The organism is Paenibacillus paludis, assembly GCF_042610515.1.
Classification (GTDB): Bacteria; Bacillota; Bacilli; order Paenibacillales; family Paenibacillaceae; genus Paenibacillus_AQ.
The window spans coordinates 48,893-64,943 of sequence record NZ_JBGJZP010000022.1 but is presented as its reverse complement, the minus strand read 5'-3'; the positions used below and the strand labels follow the sequence as shown (position 1 = coordinate 64,943).

Genomic DNA, 16,051 nt, shown 5'->3' with positions numbered 1-16,051 from the left:
ATGCAAACCATAATATATAGAAAAGTAAGGAGTCATAACCTATGGATATCACCGCAATTATCGGCCTCCTGGCTGGACTGGCCGCTATGATCGGCGGCTTCTTTTGGGAAGGCGGCAATCTCTCCGGATTGCTGCAGCCTAATGCTGCACTGATTGTCTTTGGCGGCACATTGGCCGCTGTTCTCATCAGCTTTCCCGCATCTAAACTGCGCCACATCCCTGCTGCTCTGCGCATGGCCTTCGGCAGGCATCCGGACCTGAGTGAGCAGAACGCGGAGGAACTGATCTCCATGGCCGCTATTACCCGGCGCGGCGGTGTGCTCCTGCTGGAGCAAAAAGCCGAAGAACATCCCAATCCCTTTACCCGTGAAGGATTGCTGCTGATCGTCGACGGCACAGATGCTAACGAGGTTCGCCAGATTCTGGAGCTGGACATGGATGCCAAAGAGTTGAAGTACAACGGCTACGCCAAAATTTTTGAGGCGGCCGGAGGCTACGCACCAACGATGGGGATTATCGGGACGGTCATGGGACTGATCCATGTACTCAGCAATCTGACCGACCCTTCCAATCTGGGAGCATCCATCGCAGTCGCTTTTACAGCGACGCTTTATGGTGTAGCCAGCGCTAATCTAATATTTTTACCCATTGCCTCCAAGATCAAATCCCGCAGCCAAACCGAGCTGGCTGGCATGGAGATGCTGCTGGTAGGCATTCTGGCCCTGCAGAACGGGGATCATCCGCAGCTGGTGCGCAAGAAGCTTAGCTCCTTCACTGCGGATTCTGAAGGAAGCCGTAAGCGTGAGTATGCAAGAGGGCTGCTATGAGGCAGAGAAACCGGCGTAAGCAGCACGCCGAAGGCCGGGAGAGCAATGACCGCTGGATGATCACTTATGCCGATCTCATTACACTTTTACTTATATTTTTCGTCATCATGTACGCCATGAGCAGTCTGGACGTGCAGAAATACAAGATTGTCACCGGTTCCCTTTCGGAAACGTTCAGGAGCGGCAACCCCGTGCTTGAAGGTGGCGATGGCATTCTGGAGAGCCAGCAAGAAACGGAAAACATCGGCTCAACAAACAATCAGGATAATGGAACAGGAAGCGAAGCTGCAGGCACAGCCAATGCCGGAGAGACGGCTCAGCCGCCTTCGTCACGTGAACTGGCTTTCAAGGAACAGGAAGCGAAGCTTGCCTCATTGATGGGCGTCATCACCAAATATGTTGAAGACAACAACCTCGGGGATCAGATCTTTGTTGCAGATAAACCACAGGGCATTGCCATTACGCTTAGCGACCGTTTCCTGTTCGATGCCGGCAAAGCCGAGCTGAAAGCACCTGCATTCCCTGCGCTCCGCCAGCTCTCAGGCCTGTTCCGCGGCATAGGCGCATCCATCAGCATTGAGGGGCATACCGACAATACCCCGGTGTCGGTTGGCTCACGCTATAACGACAACTGGGAGCTGTCAGGCGCGCGGGCACTCTCCATCCTGCGTTTCTTCCTCGACAATGAAGGACTGGATCCGGATACCTTCCAGTATGCCGGCTATGCCGATACCCGGCCCGCTGCCGACAATACTACGCTGCTTGGAAAACAGAAAAACCGCCGCGTCGAGCTAATCGTGCTGCGGCAGCTTCAAGACGAAGAATAATTCCGCCTATCAGCCCAGAACAGCAGATGATGAAAGGTTACATTTGCTTCTTAAGGAGTCTTAATAGGTATGGAAACTCTAAACGGAACATCACCTGATCCCACCCGATTTCTAAAAAATCTGCGTCTGCTAGTTTCGCTATTGGTTACCGCGTTTCTCCAGGGAATCATTACGTTCTTCGTTGGGGGCATGGCTTCTTTCCTTTTACTCTCGTCGTACTCCCTTTTCTGGGGCGAACAAGCCAATGTGTATCCGCTAAGCAAGCTGATTCAAATCGCCGTTCGTTTTTTGCTTGCGGGCGGCGCTTTTGCCTTGCCCTGGCTGGGAGTCTGGTGGATGCTCTACGGTCTGGCCGACAACGGACGCATCCGCTGCTTTTTTCTGCACCTGTTTTTCGCTTATGCGCCGCTTGTGGTTATCTTTTTGCAGCTTGATCCCGTGTATTACCCGGACACAATGATCCCCAGCTCAGCCGGTGAGATGACCTTTTTTGTCTGCATGGCCATGGCAGCTGTCCTGCTGTATCCCTTTTACTCTATCGGCGTTTACTACTTTGTGCTCAGACCGGCTGCACCCCCTCGCAAAATCTGCAGATTTATCCTTTTATGCTGTTTATTCGTCCTGATTAGCCTTGCACTGCTGCCCCTCTTGTGGCGGATGGCTCCACATTTTTATCCGGGACTTGCAGATTTTCCAAGCCGCTGAAAGCGCAAAAAGACAGACTTCTCACATTAGTGCAGCTAATGCGCGAAATCCGTCTTTAATAATTTTTTTATAAAACCAATTGCTATTCCCCAACCCGTTCACGGTAAGCGGCTGCGTCCAGCAGTCCCGATACGGCGTCGGCATACTCGCCTTCGATCTCCAGTTCAAAAATCCAGCCCCCGCTGTACGGCTGATCGTTAATCAGCTCCGGGCTGTTCTCCAGTGCATCGTTAATCTTGGTCACCGTTCCCGATACCGGTGAATATAATTCGGAAACCGTCTTCACGGATTCAATGCTGCCCACGCTGTCCCCGGCAGAAATAGCCGATCCAACTTCAGGAAATTCCACAAATACGATATCGCCTAGTAAATGCTGGGCATGATCCGTAATCCCAACACGTATTAAACGTCCTTCGCCCTGCTGCGCCCATTCATGCTCCTCGCTGTACAGCAGGTTATCTAGCACTTCACTCATTTCAAGCCGCCTCATTTCCGAATTGGAGTTGTAAATTTAGTTATAGACTAAGTTATCGTCCTGCTCAATGTCAATATAACTGACAGGAAATTTAAATTTGTCATCTTTTTGACGTTTTTTTGTTGACAGTGCACCTCCATACCCGGTTTAATGGAGACAGCAGAAAATTATACGGTTTGCGAATGATGGCATAGGGAGAGACCGTCTCTTGAAGACGGCGCCGAAGGAGTAAGCCCTCTACGGGGTGAATCTCTCAGGCAAAAGGACCTTTGCCGGACGCATCTCTGGAGAGCATCAGGCCCTGCTATTGCAGCGTACTGGTCACCAACGGGGAAACCTGCCGGGTTCACAGCAGGGTAACTCTCAGGTACAAAGGACAGAGCGGAAGTCTATATGCGTGTGCGCATATTTGGCTTCCGCCTGTCCTTTTTTTTAATGGGCAGAAACGGACTCCGTCCCTGCCGGCAAAGGAAATCCCGTTAGGCTTGCATGTAATCAGACCAAGGGAGTGAGCACATGAACGCTTTGAAAAAAACGCCTTTTTATGACCTTTATTCTGCTTATGCGGAGTCCAGATGCATTGACTTCGGCGGCTGGGAGCTGCCGGTGCAGTTTACAGGAATCGTCAAGGAGCATGAGGCCGTCCGCGGGCAAGCCGGACTGTTCGATGTGTCGCATATGGGTGAATTCATGGTTAGCGGCAGCGGCTCCGAAGCCTTCCTGCAAAAAATGACGACCAATGATGTCAGCAAGCTGGCAGACGGTGGAGCGCAGTACACGCTGCTTCTATATCCAAACGGCGGTGTTGTCGATGATTTGCTCGTATACCGCCTCGGCGAAGAGCGTTACATGCTTGTCGTGAACGCCTCCAACATCGACAAGGACTTTCAGTGGCTGCAGGAGCATCTCACCGCAGAATTCAGCGGCGTCAGCCTGAGCAATATCTCGGATGAGACTCTTCTGCTCGCCCTGCAGGGCCCGCTGGCTGAGGCCATCCTCTCCAAAGTTACAGCGGCTCCCATTGCTGAGCTGAAGCCTTTCCACTTCATCGAGAACGCCGAGGTATGCGGCGTGAACGTTCTGCTCTCCCGCACCGGATATACCGGCGAGGACGGATTCGAGCTCTACGCGCCGCCGGATACGGCGGCTGCGCTGTGGAACGGCCTGCTGGAAGCGGGTGCTCCGCACGGCCTGACACCGGCCGGTCTTGGCGCACGCGACACGCTGCGCTTTGAAGCCAAGCTGCCGCTGTACGGCCAGGAGCTGTCGGCGGATATTACGCCGCTGGAAGCAGGCGTGCAGTTCTTCGTGAAGCTGGACAAAGAAGATTTCATCGGCCGTGATGCGCTGGTGAAGCAGAAGGCTGACGGTCTGCCCCGCCGCCTCGTCGGTCTGGAAATGATCGACCGCGGCATTCCGCGTTCCCACTACCCTGTATACGGAAATGGAGTAAAGATCGGTGAAGTGACCACCGGCACCCAGTCACCGACACTCAAACGCAATCTCGGACTTGCGCTGCTGGATGCAGCTTACAGTGAAATAGGCACAGAGGTAAACGTAGAGATCCGCGGCAAGCAGCTCAAGGCTGTCGTGGTCAAAGCGCCATTCTACAAAAAGAGCCAGGGAGTGAAGCCGCAATGAAGCACCGTTATCTGCCAATGACTGAACAAGACCGCCACGAAATGATGGAAGCAGTCGGAATTCAGTCCATGGAGGAGCTGTTCTCCGATATCCCCGAGGCCGTCCGTTATCAGGGAACTATGCCGATGTCGGAGGCGCTGGATGAATACGCCTTGCTGCGCCATATGAAAGAGCTGGCCGACAAAAATGCCAATTTCGATACCCACGCCAGCTTCCTCGGCGCCGGCCTGTATGACCATCATATCCCGGTTGTCATCAATCATGTCATCTCCCGTTCGGAATTCTATACTGCTTATACCCCTTACCAGCCGGAAATCAGCCAAGGCGAGCTGCAGGCGATCTTTGAATTCCAGTCCTACATTTGTGAGCTGACCGGCATGAAGGTGGCCAACGCCAGCATGTACGATGGCGCTACGGCTTTCTCGGAAGCGGCAGTACTTGCAGCTGGTGCCACCAAACGCAAAAAGCTGATTGTCTCCCGCACCGTGCATCCGGAGGCCCGCCAGGTGCTGCGCACTTCGGCAGGGGCCTGGGGCCTCGATGTCGTAGAGATTGACTATAAAGACGGTGTAACCGACCAAGCGAAGCTTGCCGCAGCCATCGACGGCGACACGGCGGCTGTCCTGGTGCAGTCACCGAACTTCTTCGGCGCGATAGAAGATCTCGGTGCCATCGAGCCGCTGATTCACGGCGTCAAAGGCCTGTTCATTGTCAGCGCCAACCCGCTGGCGCTCGGCGTTCTGGAAACGCCTGGCAAGCTCGGCGCCGACATCGTCGTCGGTGACGCGCAGCCGCTGGGCATTCCGGCTTCGCTGGGCGGACCAACCTGCGGATTCTTCACCGTAGCGGAGCATCTGATGCGCCGCATGCCGGGCCGGATTGTCGGCCAGACCGTTGACCGGAACGGCAAACGCGGCTTCGTGCTGACGCTGCAGGCCCGCGAGCAGCATATCCGCCGTGAAAAAGCCACTTCGAACATTTGCTCCAACCAGGCGCTGCTGGCGCTATGCGCTTCCGTCTATTTGTCCGTGATGGGCAAAGAAGGCATGCGCGAGGTTGGCGAGCTGAACATCCGCAAGAGCCACTATGCCGCCGGCAAACTCGGCGAAATTAACGGTGCTGCGCCTGCGTTCTCAGCTCCTTACTTTAACGAATTCGTCCTGAAGCTTCCCGAAGGAAGTGAAGTGAGCGGGATTAATTCCAAGCTCATAAAAGAAGGTTATCTCGGCGGTTACGATCTGGGCCGTGATTATCCGGAGCTTGCCGGACATATGCTGGTTGCCGTCACGGAGAAAAGAAGCAAAACCGAAATTGACCAATTCGCCAGCGCACTGGAGGGCTGTTTATGAAACCGGAACAAAGTCTGATCTTCGAGCTTAGCCGTCCCGGCCGCTCGGCCTACTCCCTGCCGCAGTGTGATGTTCCGCAGGATGAGAACCTTGATGCGCTGATCCCTGCAGGACTTCTGCGCAGCGAACCGGTCGTGCTGCCGGAAGTATCCGAAGTGGATGTCATCCGCCACTACACCGCGCTGTCCCGGCGCAACTTCGGCGTCGACAACGGATTCTATCCGCTCGGCTCCTGCACGATGAAATACAATCCGAAGATCAACGAAGATGTTGCCCGCTTCCCGGGACTGGCCAAGATTCATCCTTACCAGCCGGAAGAAAGCATTCAGGGTGCCCTGGAACTGATGTACACCCTGCAAAATGATCTTTCCGCTTTGACCGGCATGGATGCCGTCTCCCTGCAGCCTGCCGCAGGCGCACATGGTGAATGGACTGGCCTGATGATGATCCGCGCCTACCATGAGAGCCGCGGCGAGACCCGCACGAAGGTGATTGTGCCGGACTCCTCGCATGGCACCAACCCGGCCAGCGCCGCAGCAGCCGGACTCGATACGGTGACGATTCCTTCCAATAATAAAGGAATGGTTGATCTTGAAGCGCTGAAGGCAGCTGTCGGCAGCGATACCGCTGCGCTGATGCTGACCAACCCCAGCACACTCGGCCTGTTCGAAACGCAGATTGTGGAGATTGCTGCAATTGTACATGAAGCGGGCGGACTGCTCTATTACGATGGAGCCAACTCCAATGCCATTATGGGCATTACCCGTCCCGGCGATATGGGCTTCGATGTGGTGCATTTGAATCTGCACAAGACGATGAGCACCCCGCACGGCGGCGGCGGCCCGGGAGCCGGACCTGTCGGCGTGAAGGCGAAGCTGATTCCTTTTCTTCCGCAGCCTACGGTGGTCAAGAATGAAGATGACAGCTTCTCGCTGAACTATGGCGGCCCGGAATCCATCGGGCGGGTCAAGGCCTTTTACGGCAACTTTGGAATTCTCGTCCGTGCCTATGCCTATATCCGTACCTACGGGCCGGACGGCCTGCGCGAGGTTTCCGAGAACGCCGTGCTGAATGCCAACTATATGATGCACCGGCTGGCGCCGTATTTTGAAATTCCGTATCCGGGTGTCTGCAAGCACGAGTTTGTGATGTCCGGCAAGAACCTGAAGCAATACGGCGTGCGCACGCTGGACGTAGCCAAACGCCTGCTCGACTTCGGCTACCACCCGCCAACGGTCTACTTCCCGCTGACTGTGGAAGAGTGCATGATGATTGAGCCGACCGAAACCGAAAGCAAGGAAACGCTTGATGGCTTCATCGAAACGATGATTCAAATCGTCAAGGAAGCCCAGGAGACTCCGGAAATCGTCATTAATGCTCCGCACACTACGGAGATCAGCCGTCTGGATGAAACGCAGGCCGCACGCAAGCCAGTACTGAATTGCTCTTGCGGTTAAAGCTGATTATCCCTAAACCGGCCCTATAAGAATTGAATAAGAGCCGGCCCTGGATACCAATTATCGCGGGCCGGCTCTTTTTATATGTATAAAAATCTGTTAATGCGCAAGCTTTTTGGTGAACTGCCACCGGTCATTTACACGCATTTTACTGTAGATGTTCTTGACCATGTTACGCACTGTGCCTTCGCTGATCCCCAGCTCGTTGGCAATGTGCAGCGCACTTTTCTCCATGAGCCATAACCGGGACACATCTTGTTCGCGCGCAGTCAGTCTAAATTCCTGAAAACTGGCCTCCAGCCGGTACTGCTGCATCTCCGGGTGCTGCTCCATCCACTTCTCCGAAATGTTCTCAGCCACCTGCTGCACGAAGGGGATGGCAAATTCAATCTGTTCATTTTTATTGAAGGAAATATCCACATAACCATACACTTTGCCATCCCTCTGCAGCGGAGCACATACGCAATTCCATCCTTTAAATACAATATTGGAATGTTCCTCGCCTCTCACTACACCTATACAGTTCATTTCCATAGCCAACGAGACCGCATTTAAACCAGAATATTGCCCTTCTAGGCTGACACCGACACCCATACCGGCCTGAAGCATATCCGCTTGAAGATCCGGAGAGGAAGATACCAGCTCCAGGATGACGCCCTCCTTGCCAGTTAAGAACACAACATAAGGAATGGAGATAAAATGGCTGATTTTTTTCATTTCGTTGCGGATGGAAGCAATCATTGCTGTATGATAAATACGGTCTTTGCATTTTTCATTCGAAGAAACCGCTGTCAATTCAGCAGGTATTGCTCCTTCTTGTTTGGCGACTGGCTGGAATGATTTAAGCTGCTCCTCTTTCAAGTCCCCGGGCAGGCACCAGACTCTCGTCTTGTCAAAGATACTCAAATAGCTCCACCTCCATTTTTACCATAATCTATTATAATCGATTTTAGAAAAACGTATTATAACATAAATCAGAGAATTAAGAGCATGCATCATTAGATTGTCTATCTATTATGGACAGATAAAGCTCCACTATAAATCCGCATGTTCATCAGACAGAGGTTTTTTTGCAGGATTCGTCATAATCTAATAAAAAAATTATTCTTTCGATTTATTGTGATAGTTTTCGACATTACAGCAATGCTATATTAACGGAACACGCCTTTTTATAGAATATCAACACTGAAGGAGGATGACCCTTGAGTATTATTGAAGCTAAAGGACTGAGCAAGTCGTTTATGCAGGCGGTGAAGGAGCCCGGCCTCAAAGGCGCGGTCAAGCATCTGCTGATCCCCAGGCATATTGAGAAGATGGCGGTGCAGTCGCTGGACCTTAGCATCGAGGCAGGTGAGACGGTGGCCTATGTCGGGCCGAACGGTGCAGGCAAGTCCACCACGATCAAAATGCTGACCGGCATACTGATGCCTACCGCGGGCAGTATTTCTGTAAACGGTATCAACCCGTACCGGAAAAGAATGGAGAATGCCGCCCAGATCGGAGCGGTGTTCGGGCAGCGCACGCAGCTGTGGTGGGATATTCCGATTGTGGAGTCCTTTTCCCTGCTGAAGGATATTTATCAGATCCCCGATGCTGTGTACAAGACCAACTTGGAGATGTTTATTGAGATGCTGGGTATGCGTGAATTCATTCACTTATCCGCCCGGAAGCTCTCCCTCGGCCAGCGTATGCGAGCGGATCTGGCTGCTGCTTTATTACATAACCCGCCGATTGTGTATCTGGATGAACCGACGATTGGCCTCGACGTCTCCGTGAAGCAGAAGATCCGCGAATTCATCAAAAAGATCAACCAGGAGCAACAGACTACAGTTATGCTGACCACCCACGATCTGGGTGATATTGAGGACCTGTGCAAACGGCTGATTATCATCGACCACGGCTCCATTATCTATGACGGCAGCTTAAGTGAAGTCAAATCCCGTTTCGCCAGAAACCGGGTGATCTTCTTCCAGGTAGGCTCGCCATTGCCCGAGCTGTACCAGCAGCTCTCACAGACTCCGGGAATGAAGCTGGACTTGCAGAATGATCAGGAGTTCTCTGTATCTTTTGACCGTTATGAATATACCGCCAGCGAAGTGGTCAGCCGGGTGATGAAACATGGCGAGGTGATTGACTTCCGGATGGAGGATGCCAATATTGAGCAAGTCATCAAAGCCGTATACGACGGAAATCTGAACCTGAACGAAACCGGTGCATAAGGAGGAGCGAACGCAGTCATGCCTGTACCCAATCTTAAGAAATACAGAAGTATTGCCAACCGGTCCTTGCAAAATGTTCTCGCTTACCGGACTTCTTACGTGATCACCTTTCTGGCCAATTCGATCAATCTGCTGGCGATCTACTTTTTATGGCAGGGCATTTATAGCGGCCGCGATATCGTAGGCGGGTATTCGTGGGACCAGATGAAAACCTACTTGCTCGTTACCTTTCTGGCCAACTCTGTGTTGTCCTGGTATTCCGAAACATCTATTTCCGGCAAAATCCTCGACGGGAGCGTTGCCGTAGATTTGCTTAAGCCCATCGATTTTCAAAGTGCAAGATTTGCGGAAACCTTGGGCTCCAGCCTGCTTGAGGGAGGAATGAGCACGGTGTTGCTCGTCCTGTTCGCCACCTTCCTGACCGGTGTAACCTTCCCGCAGTCGGCGCTGGTCTATCTGCTGTTCGCAGTCAGTCTGCTCGGAGCGATCCTCGTAAAGTTCGGCGTTGTCTATCTTGCGGCATTATTATGCTTCTGGTCGACCGGCTCCATGGGTATTGTCTGGACAAGAATCGCACTGACCAACCTGCTATCCGGAGCGCTGGTACCCTTGGCCTTTTTCCCGGATTGGCTGGAAAAGCTCGCATTGTTCCTGCCTTTTCAAAGCATTATTCACACACCGACGATGATCTTTCTGGAACAGGCGGACACTTGGGAGAGCGTCAGGCTGATCGGCCTGCAATTCTTCTGGGGGATTGCACTCTGGATTGCCGGAAAATGCATGTGGAACTGGGCAGTACGTCAGGTAACGATTCATGGAGGTTAGGCGGAAGGAGAGCGAAGCATGAAGTTATCACGCATGTTCTATCTATACAAAAGGCTCTACATACAGCAGTTAAAAGCCATCATGGAATATAATAAGGATTTCTATATCCTAATGTGTTCAGCTGCCTTAACACAGGTGCTGGGATTCGTCTTCCTCTGGGTCATCTATGACCGGATTCCCGACATCAACGGCTGGCAGTTCTGGGAAGTCACCTTTATGTACGCGATGATCTTTCTGACCGAAGGCATTGCCTCCCTGTTCTTCGAGGGGACCTGGCGTATGGGCAGATTGGTCAACATGGGAGAAATGGACCGTTATCTGCTGCGGCCGGTGCCTGTCGTGCTTCAGGTGTTCTGTACCGGCATCGGCATTAACGGCCTCGGAAATCTGCTGATCGGCGGCGTTATTGTCTGGCAATCACTGGTCCACACCCATCTCCACTGGACCTTTGGCAAAATCATAATTATTGTCCTGCTCCTTGTGACAGCAGTAGTTATCCGCGTGTCGATCAATCTGGCCGGCAATTCGGCAGCCTTCTGGATCCGTAATGCCGGCAATGCCTTTCCCTTGATGGTCCATAATTTGGCCGACCTGGCCAAATATCCAATCACGCTGTTCCCGCAGGCTGTCCGCATATTCATCTCCACTGTGCTTCCATATGCGTTTATCAGCTTTTATCCGGCGACTTATATCTTCAGCAAAAGCGAATGGTTCGGCTGGTGGATGCTGGCGCCCGTGGTCGCGATAGGAAGTGCAGCCGCAGCCTATGGCATATTCCGCTTCGGACTGTCGCGGTATGAAAGCACGGGGAACTGAGCCGCAAAGAGCGGACTGATTATAAAAGAACAGAGTGAAAATACTAAAAACCCCACTTGTCCATTGGGCAGGTGGGGTTTTGCGTTTATATGAAAATAGTAATTATGATTACGGAAAAATCAATCCATAATTATTAATAGTTAAAGGAAAATGTTCCTGGGAAACTGCTAGATACGTAAATTTTGTGATAGCCCCATAATTGTCTGCTTACAGAACCTTGATAAGTGATTTGACCAAGGCCTATGTCGATATAAGAACCATTTTGGTCGATAGCATACACTGTGTAAACACCTCCAGGTACGCCATAAACATTAACAGTAGTAGTACCGCCGAAATAATAATACGTAGTAGGATCCCCTACATTTCCATAAGCTAATGCCAGCGGTGTAACAACTCCGCTCGCTGCCTGAACTTCCTGTGCCGCAGGAGCAGCAGCAGGAGTAACGGCTTCATCGGCGAACGCAGCCGGTACAGATCCTAAGAGCATGGCCATAGTAGAAAGTGCGGCAATTGCTGACTTTTGAATTTTTTTCACAATTAAACATCTCCTTTTAGTAATTGAGTTGGAATGAATCCTTCACTATATCCTTGCTACTTACAAGAACACTACTAAACCGGGCGATAAAAATTGTGTAGCGAAAAGAACAACTTCCCCCCTCGCCTATTAATTTATTACAAAATTAATCATACATATATTCCCATGGAAAAACAAGTATTTTATATATGAAAATGTGTTAAAACTATATTTTTACACAAAAAATCATATTATTTTACATAATTCAGCAGGAAATTTTGTTTTTATATGAATATTATTGATTGTAAATATTTTATATGGATAAATGAAATAGTCTTAGCCTATGAACTCCACATTCCGTAATGGAAGTGTGGAACACATGCTAAGACTTTAATTGTCACTGATACAAGCCTTCCCTGCCTTTTTCGGCCTATGCTGCAACCGCAGATTTTGCCGCCTTTTTACGTTCCTTGGCAGATTTGCGGAAGTACAGCAGCTCGTAGATGGCCGGCACGACCAGCAGCGTCAGCAGAGTGGCTGCGGTTAATCCGCCGATTACTACGATGGCCAGACTCTGCGAGACAATGCTGCCCTGCTCGGAATGTCCGAAGAGCAGCGGTAACATGGCGCAGACAGTGGCAATCGCCGTCATTAGAATCGGGCGCATCCGTGTGCCGGTTGCTTCGAGAATGGACTCGCGGATCGACATATGCGCTTCATTCTGCTTGATGCGGTCGATCAGCACCACCGCATTGGTGACCACGATGCCAATCAGCATCAATGCACCGAACAACGCGGTGAAGTCGGGCGTTACCCCGGATATGATCAGGGCGACAATCGCTCCGATGGCTGCAAGCGGCAACGAGAACATAATTGCCAGTGGTGCACGCAGCGTCTTAAAGGTGAGCACCATAATCAGGTACACTAGGCCGATTGAGATCAGCGCCGTCATTCCAAGGTCACCGAAGTCCCCGGCCTGGTCTGCCGATGCTCCGCCTGCGAACAGAGTTACGCCGTCCGGCAGCGTTATGCCGTCTGTCTGCTTTTTAATATCGGCACCGATGGCCGATACCTTCTTCGGATCCACTTCTGCGGTAATCCGCACATAAGGCTTGCCGTCCTTATGGTACAGCATGGCTGGCTGATCCGTGACCTCAAGGGCTGCCACTTGCGACAATGGCTGCGGACCAGCGGCGGTCATGATGGTCATATTCTTCAGGTCTTCCTGTGATTCCGCCTGAATGACAGGTTCAAGGATGACACCGGCCGGGGAACCGTCCAGTTGGATCTGTCCCAGCGGAACCGGATTGAGCATCGCCCCCAGCTGCATGGAGATTTCCTGGGCGTTAGCTTCAGCAGGATTCACCTTGAAGGCAAATACCGGCTTGGTATCCTCCATGTTGCTGCTGACCTTTTGCACACCTTCTATATTCTTCACCTTGGCGGCGACCTCTTCAGCAATTGTATTGATAGCTGCGACATCATTGCCGACAATATCGACATATTCACTGGTGGAGCTTGAGCCCATCATGCTGGCTTCATTTGCGGTCAGCGTTGCCCCCGTATAGGAAGCCTGAAGACTGCGGACTTGATCCAAAAATACCTGAGCATCCGTTCCTTCTTTGATCATTACTGTATAATCCACCTGGGTCAGCGAGTTAACACTGCCCCATTTCGCCGAATCGGCACTGTTCCCGGATTGCATGATGACCGTCTGGGCCTGCGGCTGGTTCATCAGCTCCTGCTCCAGCAACTTGCCATTCTTCAACACCTCCGCGACCGGAACATCATTCGGATATACCAGTTGAACGGATACATTGCTGGCATCGCTAGCATCCAGAGCGGCCTTCGGCATGGCGATATAAGCGCCAATAGAGCCGACCAACAGCACTAGACCCAGGCTCAGCGTGAGCCATTTGCGCTGCAGATTCCAATCGAGAAAACGGGTGAACCATCCGGCGGGCTCATGTTCCTTCAGGGAAGAACCGCGCAGCAGCCAGGAGCTTAGCAGCGGAACGACGGTCAGCGCCACAACAAGCGAAGTCAGCAAGGAGTAAGTTACCGTCAAGGCGAACGGAAGCAAGAAAGCTTGCAGTCCGCCGCGCAGCAGCCCCATCGGCAGGAATACCGCCACCGTAGCAAGCGTTGAGCTGGTTATGGCTCTGGCCACCTCGCGGGTTGCGCTGATCACCATATCACGGGACAAGGGTTCCTTCTGCATACGCCGGTAGATGTTCTCAATGACCACGATGCTGTCATCCACCAGCCGTCCGACAGCAACGGCAACCCCGCCCAAGGTAACGATATTCAGGGTAATTCCCGATACCTTAAGCAGGTAAAGGGTAACCGCCAGGGACAGCGGAATGGATATCGCCGTGATCAGCGTAGCCCGGATGTTGCGCAGGAACAGCAGGATTACGATTGTGGCAAACAACGCACCGAGCAGGACTTCACGCATCATGCTGTTGACGGAGGTGACCACCATATCAGAGGTGCTGAAAATGACGGAGGCCTCGGTATTTTTAATTCTGTCATTGATATCGTCTGCAGCGCTGCGCACCTTATCGCCGACATCCACTGCATTGGCATTCGCTTCCTTGGTAATTACGACGAACAGCACATCTTTACCATTGGAGCGGCTGACGCTCTCCTGGTCTATCTTGGCCTCAACAGCGGCAATATCCTGCAGCTTTGCTCCAGCCCCGACCGGCAGCTGCTTCAAGGTATCTATACTGTCTATCGAAGAGATTACATTCACATTCCCCGTCTGGCCGCCGATCGTCTGCTCGCCGATGGAGGCGGAAACATTGCGCCCCTGAAGCAGCCCCAATACCTGCGCAGTGGTTACCCCTTTTGCGGCCATCGCCTTCGGATCAAGCTTCACTCTAACTTGAGGGGCTGTCTTGCCATACAAAGCTACGCTGGCTACCCCTTCGATCTTCTGCAGCTCAGGGATGATGGTATTCTCGGCAATCTCAAGGTTATCCTTGGTGAGCCCATCATCGAACGACAGCGTAAGCTGGGAGACAGGAATCATTGAGGTGTTCAGCTGAATGATGAACGGGTCCATCACACCTTCGGGAAACTGCAGCGTACCCACAGCTTTCTCGACTTCCTGCGCCGCCTCCTTCATATCAGACTTGCCGTCAAAATATATGTCCACCTTGGCATATCCGTCTCCGGAGGTAGACATTTGTTCGGTCTTGCCTTTCACCTGAGAGGTCGCCGCCTCTATCGGCTTGGTAACCGAGGTTTCCATCGAATGCGCATCCTGTCCGGGTCCAAGCACTGTAACCGTGATCTGTGGATTATCGGCCTCCGGCATGAATTCCATCGGCAGCGAGGTGTAGCTCATTATCCCCACCACCAGTGCCATAACAACTAGAAGACCTACCGCCCCCTTATTGCCAAACGACCATTTCGTTAACCATGTCATTCTTTTTTCCCCTTCCACTCCATTATTGATTGCTCTCTTTAAGACTGATCCCTTATGTATCAAGCATTGCTTTCCTGCTTTAGTGTAGTAGCTTTTGGCCGAAGTCAAAACCGCCCAACGAAGGGTTTCGCGCTCAGTCCCGAGGCGGAGGTGATCCCATTCCCGGGATTGAACCCCTCCAGATAAGCCAAAGCCCGGCCGAAGCAACACAATATAAACCTAAAATAATCCACTCGCTCTGCCTCAAACCGCCAGTACAATCTTTCCATAAAAAAACAAAAAGAAGCCTATATGGACAGGCCTCTTCAAATTCAAACATATATTCGGTTGATCAAGAAAATGTTTATATGAGCAACCGTACTATTTCAAATAAAATACCTCGCGGAGCGGTTCCATCGGTGTTTCTTCGTTAAAATCAAAGGAGCCCTCAACCATTTTAGAGGTAATGGCGTTCCACCGGTTGCAGGCATCGCTCTGGGCAATGTAGGCAAAAGCCGCCTCTTTGTCATCACATTCAAAGCAGTAGAAGAACTGATTGCCGTTCTGGAAGATCGAATAATTGCTGATTCCCGCTTTGCTGTGCTCCTCAAGAATTTCCGGCCAAGGGTTCAGGTGCATCTGCACGTATTCCTCCAGGTACTCTTCCTTCACCTTCCAGGTCCAAGCCAACTTGTTGCTGCTCATCTTCCCGACCTCCTAAAAGTTTTGTTAGCATTACTTCATTGAGCCCACTTCGTACAAAACTCACATCGAAAGCATACACTTAAGTTTTGTTAGCATTACTTCATTGAGCCCACTTCGGATAAAACTTGCTTCGCAAGATTTAATGATACCGCTTCCAACATAACTTTAGCAACTTTTTTTATGGGGAATATTGGGTAATCAAAGGATTCTTTAGAACGAAAAGCCTTTATCCCCCGCCAGCAGCAGTCCCTCTTCTGCTGCTGTGAGAAATAAAGG

Annotated in this window: 14 protein-coding genes and 1 riboswitch; of the genes, 9 read left to right on the top strand and 5 right to left on the bottom strand. The window is 51.7% G+C overall.

Annotation, left to right across the window (positions count from 1 at the left end):
* The first annotated feature begins 41 nt into the window (after positions 1–41).
* The 3 genes from ACAN56_RS29300 to ACAN56_RS29290 all read left to right on the top strand — a co-directional run bounded on the left by ACAN56_RS29300 (position 42) and on the right by ACAN56_RS29290 (position 2,359).
* Complete coding sequence (locus ACAN56_RS29300) at positions 42–827, top strand: flagellar motor protein (RefSeq protein WP_379147287.1); 786 nt, start codon at positions 42–44, stop codon at positions 825–827.
* Positions 824–1,654: a flagellar motor protein MotB gene (locus ACAN56_RS29295; RefSeq protein ID WP_379147285.1), complete on the top strand. Its 831-nt coding sequence runs from the start codon at positions 824–826 to the stop codon at positions 1,652–1,654. The genes ACAN56_RS29300 and ACAN56_RS29295 overlap by 4 nt, the downstream gene beginning before the upstream one ends.
* A 69-nt stretch (positions 1,655–1,723) precedes the next feature.
* Entirely contained in the window at positions 1,724–2,359 is a 636-nt protein-coding gene (locus ACAN56_RS29290) for a hypothetical protein (protein ID WP_379147283.1), read from the top strand.
* 82 nt (positions 2,360–2,441) lie between these two features.
* Here the strand turns inward: ACAN56_RS29290 and gcvH are convergent, their stop codons facing one another.
* Complete coding sequence (gene gcvH, locus ACAN56_RS29285; protein WP_038597232.1) at positions 2,442–2,834, bottom strand: glycine cleavage system protein GcvH; 393 nt, start codon at positions 2,832–2,834, stop codon at positions 2,442–2,444.
* Between the two features lie 182 nt (positions 2,835–3,016).
* A riboswitch (glycine riboswitch) is annotated at positions 3,017–3,113 on the top strand.
* A 237-nt stretch (positions 3,114–3,350) separates the two neighbouring features.
* Here gcvH and gcvT point away from each other — a divergent pair.
* Genes gcvT through gcvPB form a run of 3 tightly spaced genes read left to right on the top strand, consistent with a single transcriptional unit; the run spans position 3,351 to position 7,281 of the window.
* On the top strand, positions 3,351–4,475 hold the full coding sequence (gene gcvT, locus ACAN56_RS29280) for a glycine cleavage system aminomethyltransferase GcvT (RefSeq protein ID WP_379147280.1): 1,125 nt from the start codon (positions 3,351–3,353) through the stop codon (positions 4,473–4,475).
* On the top strand, positions 4,472–5,824 hold the full coding sequence (gene gcvPA / locus ACAN56_RS29275; protein ID WP_379147278.1) for an aminomethyl-transferring glycine dehydrogenase subunit GcvPA: 1,353 nt from the start codon (positions 4,472–4,474) through the stop codon (positions 5,822–5,824). Before gcvT ends, gcvPA begins: the two co-directional genes overlap by 4 nt.
* Positions 5,821–7,281, top strand: a complete 1,461-nt coding sequence (gcvPB, locus tag ACAN56_RS29270) for an aminomethyl-transferring glycine dehydrogenase subunit GcvPB (protein ID WP_038597238.1) — start codon at positions 5,821–5,823, stop codon at positions 7,279–7,281. Before gcvPA ends, gcvPB begins: the two co-directional genes overlap by 4 nt.
* 99 nt (positions 7,282–7,380) lie before the next feature.
* Here the strand turns inward: gcvPB and ACAN56_RS29265 are convergent, their stop codons facing one another.
* On the bottom strand, positions 7,381–8,187 hold the full coding sequence (locus ACAN56_RS29265; protein WP_379147276.1) for a LuxR C-terminal-related transcriptional regulator: 807 nt from the start codon (positions 8,185–8,187) through the stop codon (positions 7,381–7,383).
* Between the two features lie 296 nt (positions 8,188–8,483).
* Between ACAN56_RS29265 and ACAN56_RS29260 the strand changes: the two genes are divergently transcribed.
* The 3 genes from ACAN56_RS29260 to ACAN56_RS29250 are packed head-to-tail and all read left to right on the top strand — an operon-like array spanning position 8,484 to position 11,141.
* Positions 8,484–9,500 (top strand): ABC transporter ATP-binding protein, encoded by a 1,017-nt coding sequence (locus ACAN56_RS29260; protein ID WP_038597244.1) that lies wholly within the window; start codon positions 8,484–8,486, stop codon positions 9,498–9,500.
* Between the two features lie 18 nt (positions 9,501–9,518).
* Complete coding sequence (locus ACAN56_RS29255; RefSeq protein WP_379147274.1) at positions 9,519–10,325, top strand: ABC transporter permease; 807 nt, start codon at positions 9,519–9,521, stop codon at positions 10,323–10,325.
* Between the two features lie 18 nt (positions 10,326–10,343).
* Complete coding sequence (locus ACAN56_RS29250) at positions 10,344–11,141, top strand: ABC transporter permease (RefSeq protein ID WP_379147272.1); 798 nt, start codon at positions 10,344–10,346, stop codon at positions 11,139–11,141.
* 133 nt (positions 11,142–11,274) lie between these two features.
* On the opposite strand, the gene ACAN56_RS29245 is transcribed toward ACAN56_RS29250, so the two are convergent.
* The 3 genes from ACAN56_RS29245 to ACAN56_RS29235 all read right to left on the bottom strand — a co-directional run bounded on the left by ACAN56_RS29245 (position 11,275) and on the right by ACAN56_RS29235 (position 15,775).
* Positions 11,275–11,676: a hypothetical protein gene (locus ACAN56_RS29245; RefSeq protein WP_038597252.1), complete on the bottom strand. Its 402-nt coding sequence runs from the start codon at positions 11,674–11,676 to the stop codon at positions 11,275–11,277.
* A gap of 409 nt (positions 11,677–12,085) precedes the next feature.
* Positions 12,086–15,091 (bottom strand): efflux RND transporter permease subunit, encoded by a 3,006-nt coding sequence (locus tag ACAN56_RS29240; RefSeq protein WP_379147270.1) that lies wholly within the window; start codon positions 15,089–15,091, stop codon positions 12,086–12,088.
* A gap of 360 nt (positions 15,092–15,451) precedes the next feature.
* Positions 15,452–15,775 carry an L-rhamnose mutarotase gene (locus ACAN56_RS29235; RefSeq protein ID WP_076109601.1) on the bottom strand — a complete coding sequence of 108 codons (324 nt, stop codon included), beginning with the start codon at positions 15,773–15,775 and terminating at the stop codon, positions 15,452–15,454.
* Positions 15,776–16,051 lie beyond the last annotated feature (276 nt).